This window comes from Acidovorax sp. HMWF018 (assembly GCF_003061035.1).
GTDB classification, from domain to species: domain Bacteria; phylum Pseudomonadota; class Gammaproteobacteria; order Burkholderiales; family Burkholderiaceae_C; genus Acidovorax; species Acidovorax delafieldii.
Genome location: NZ_QAIM01000255.1, coordinates 1 through 3,726, shown reverse-complemented (window position 1 = coordinate 3,726; position 3,726 = coordinate 1). Strand labels below are relative to the sequence as shown.

General features: G+C 64.5%; 4 protein-coding genes. 1 reads left to right on the top strand and 3 read right to left on the bottom strand.

What is annotated here, in order from left to right; genetic code table 11:
* A partial coding sequence (locus DBR23_RS09330; RefSeq protein WP_233250361.1) for an ATP-binding protein occupies positions 1–573 on the top strand: 573 nt, incomplete at its 5' end.
* A gap of 35 nt (positions 574–608) precedes the next feature.
* On the opposite strand, the gene DBR23_RS09325 is transcribed toward DBR23_RS09330, so the two are convergent.
* From DBR23_RS09325 to DBR23_RS09315, 3 genes are all read right to left on the bottom strand, one after another.
* Positions 609–1,295 carry a ZIP family metal transporter gene (locus tag DBR23_RS09325; RefSeq protein WP_024537626.1) on the bottom strand — a complete coding sequence of 229 codons (687 nt, stop codon included), beginning with the start codon at positions 1,293–1,295 and terminating at the stop codon, positions 609–611.
* A gap of 9 nt (positions 1,296–1,304) precedes the next feature.
* Positions 1,305–1,607 (bottom strand): zinc ribbon domain-containing protein, encoded by a 303-nt coding sequence (locus DBR23_RS09320; RefSeq protein ID WP_082136747.1) that lies wholly within the window; start codon positions 1,605–1,607, stop codon positions 1,305–1,307.
* Between the two features lie 22 nt (positions 1,608–1,629).
* The coding region (locus tag DBR23_RS09315) for a cation-translocating P-type ATPase (protein ID WP_233250360.1) at positions 1,630–3,726 on the bottom strand (2,097 nt) is incomplete at its 5' end.

Below are 3,726 nucleotides of genomic sequence, written 5' to 3'. Positions count from 1 at the left end.
GCCGACACGTTGCGAGATGTGTTGGGCTCGCACCTCGAAGATCTCCAGCGCATGTCGATGATCGTGCAGGACATGCTCTTTCTGTCGCAAGCCGACCGTGGGGCTGAGGCCCGCCGCGAGCATGTCGCCAGTCTGGCCGGCGTTGCGCGCGCGGTGGTGGAATTGCACGAGGCGGCCATTGAAGAGGCCGGGCTGAAGGTTCGTATCGACGGCGATGCCACCGGCTTGGCCGATGTGCGCCTGTTGCAGCGCGCGCTATCCAACCTGATCGGCAACGCAACCCGACACGCGCATCCGCACAGCACCGTTGTCGTGCAAATCGACCGGCTGGACGGCGAGATCGCCCTGCGGGTGGTGAACGAGGGGCAGACGATTTCAGCCGAGCATTTGCCCAATCTGTTCAACCGCTTCTACCGGGCAGATGCGGCGCGGTCGGATGCCGCCCGCAATCATGGACTGGGCTTGGCCATCGTGGCTGCCATCGCCCGCATGCACGGAGGGCGGACGATGGTCGATTCGAGCAACGGCATCACGTCTATCGGGCTCATGGTGCCCACCCCGCGCGCGCAATAGTCAACGGATCGGGCACCACCAACAGACTGGCTCCACTAGCCAATTACTTCTTCCAGCAGGAGAAGCGCCAGAAAGCCGACAAAGAACATCGCCGTCACCCAGGGGCGATCTGGCGTTTCGTGTGCTTCGATCAGCAGTTCTTCGGTCACGAGGTAGAGCAACGCAATCAGACCAAACGCGAAGAAGCCAGTCAGAAGAGGGTTGGGCAACAGCGCCACCGGCGCTCCAAGCAAGGCCCCGATCGGCAGCAAGAGCACGAGCGCGGCCGTGATCCAGACGACCCTGGCACGGGAGCGAACGCTCTCGCCGAGTTCCGTGGCCACTGTCAATCCCAGGAACAGAACCTCGATGGTCAGGGCGATGGTCAGAAGCAAGCCGACCTTTGGGCCAGCCGCAAACCCGATACCAAGCACCAAGCCATCAATCAGGATGTCGATGCCGATCACGGTCAGGAGACCGGCCGGCCCCTTCGCCAACGCTTCCAGATGCTTCACCAGCAGCATGGTGGCGACGCCGATTCCGCCGCCGATCATCGTCGCCCAAGGCGAGGCCCGGTGCATGATGTCGGGCAAGATTTCGCCGGCCGCCGCCGCGAACACGACGCCAGCGGCGAAATGCTGAATCGCGCTGACCAGTGTTGGCCCCGGCCGCACGTTCACCGCGACCGCAGCTCCGATGATGGCGGCCGCTGCCGGGATCAAGGTGTAGATCCAGGCCGAGATCACCATGACTTAAGTTACCGCGTTGCCGCACTGAGCACAGAATTTCGCGCCGATCGGAATGACGCTACTGCACTTCGTGCACGACGCTGGCACCAGCGATGTCCCGCACTGGCCGCAAAAGCGAGCGCCGTTCGGATTGATCGCTTTGCATTGCGGGCAAGTGATGCCGCTGGCCGAAGGCGCCGGATTGCGCCCCCAGTCGTGACTGCTGGGGCCACCGTGGCCATGGCTACTGCCATGCCCGTGGGAGCCGCCATGCCCCCCGCCGTGGCCGCCGCCATGCCCACCAAAAATTCGATCCAGGATTCCCATTTTCAACACTCCATATTCGGTTTTACTGACCCGCCTGCTGCCTGAGCAGCCTCAGCCCGTTGAAGACCACCAGCAAGCTCGCCCCCATGTCGGCGAACACGGCCATCCACATGGAGGCATCGTCGAAGATCGCCAGCAGCAGGAACACTAGCTTGATGCCCAGCGCGAGCGCGATGTTCTGCCATAGCACGGCGTGGGTGCGCCTGGACAGCCGGATCGTTTCGGGCAGGCGGCGTAGGTCGTCGTTCATGACCACCACGTCGGCGGCCTCCATCGCGGTGTGGGTGCCCGCGCCGCCCATAGCGAAGCCGATGTCAGCCTTCGCCAGCGCGGGGGCGTCGTTGATGCCGTCGCCGGTCATCGCCGTGACGCCCATGCGCTGCTGAAGCTCGCCGATGGCCTGCAACTTGTCCTCGGGCAGCAGGTTGCCACGCACCTCGGCGATGCCCGCCTGGGTGCCGACGGTTTGCGCCGTCGCCAGGTTATCGCCCGTCAACATCACCGGCGTCACGCCCAATGCCTTCAGGTCGGCCACGGCCTGCGCGGATGAGGATTTGATGGTGTCGGCTACTGCACAGATGGCCATGACCCGTTCGCTGCTGGCCAACAACGTGACGGTGCGGCCAGCTTGCTCATGCACTGCAAGGCGGGCTTCGAGGTCAGCCGAACACTGCCCGCGCTCTTCAATCCAGCGGTGGTTAGCCAGCACATAGGTATGGCCGTCGATCACCCCCTGCACGCCGCGCCCGGCAACAGCCTGAAACTCATCCACTTCTTGCGTGGCGGACGACACGCCATCTGCGATGGCCTTGGACACTGGATGATCCGACCGCGCTGCGAGGCTCTTGGCCAGCCCCTCCAGGGCTTGTTGGCCGAGTCCTGTGTCCACGGGCTCGAAGGCCACCAGCTTGGGCTTGCCTTCGGTGATGGTGCCGGTCTTGTCCAGCGCCACGGCCTTGATCTTGCGCGCCTCTTCCAGGTACACACCACCTTTGATCAGGATGCCTCGCCGCGCCCCAGCGGCCAAACCGCTGACGACGGTGACGGGCGTGGAAATCACCAAGGCGCAAGGGCAGGCGATGACCAGCAGCACCAGGGCCTTGTAGGCGGCCTGCATCCAGGTCAGCCCCATGAGCCAGGGCGCCAACAACGCAACGGCAACGGCCAGGACGAACACCGCAGGCGTGTAGACGGCGGCAAAGCGATCCACGAAACGCTGCGTGGGCGCACGGGAAGACTGGGCCTGCTCAACGGCGTGGATGATGCGCGCCAGCGTGCTGTCGGACGCGGGGGCCGTGACACGGATTTCCAACGCCGCAGCCTGATTGATGGTGCCGGCGAAGACTTCATCGCCGGGGCTCTTGTCCACCGGCAAGCTTTCGCCGGTCACGGGGGACTGGTCAATAGCGCTCTGACCTAGGCTCACGATGCCATCCAGCGGAACGCGCTCGCCAGGGCGAATACGCACGGTCATGCCCACAGTGACTTCCTTGACTCCCATGCGCACCCAATTGCCATCGTCTTGACGCACTTCAGCTTGCTCCGGCGCGAGCGCCAGCAGGCTCTTGATGGCGCCGCGCGCCCGATCCACGGCGCGGGCCTCGATGGCTTCCGCAATCGCATATAGGGCCATCACCATCGCCGCTTCGGGCCACTGGCCGATCAGGAAAGCGCCGGTCACGGCCACGGTCATCAGGGCATTGATGTTCAAGCGGCCCTGCCGCAGTGCAGCCAGCCCCTTGCCGTAAACCGAGAAACCCGACAGCGCGATGGCCGCCGCGGCCAGCGCCATTCCCAGCGCCTTGACAGGTACGCTGTCTGGAAAGGCGAATGCCAAGCCCTCGGCCGCCACAGCCAACCCCAGGGCGCCCAGCGACTTGCCCCATGTCGTCCAGAAGCCCGTTGGCGAGGCAACCGCAGCAGCCGACGAGCCTGTGTCGCCAAGAGGTTCCGGCTTGAAGCCTGCCTTGCGGATTGCGTCTAGCGCCTGCTGCAAGACAGGATCATCGGCGGCAATGGCCAACTCGCGTTCGCCCAGATTGAATTGCAGGCTACGAATTCCCGCCATGCCGTCCAACGCCCGGCGGATTTCCGACTCCTCCGAGGCACAGTCCATATT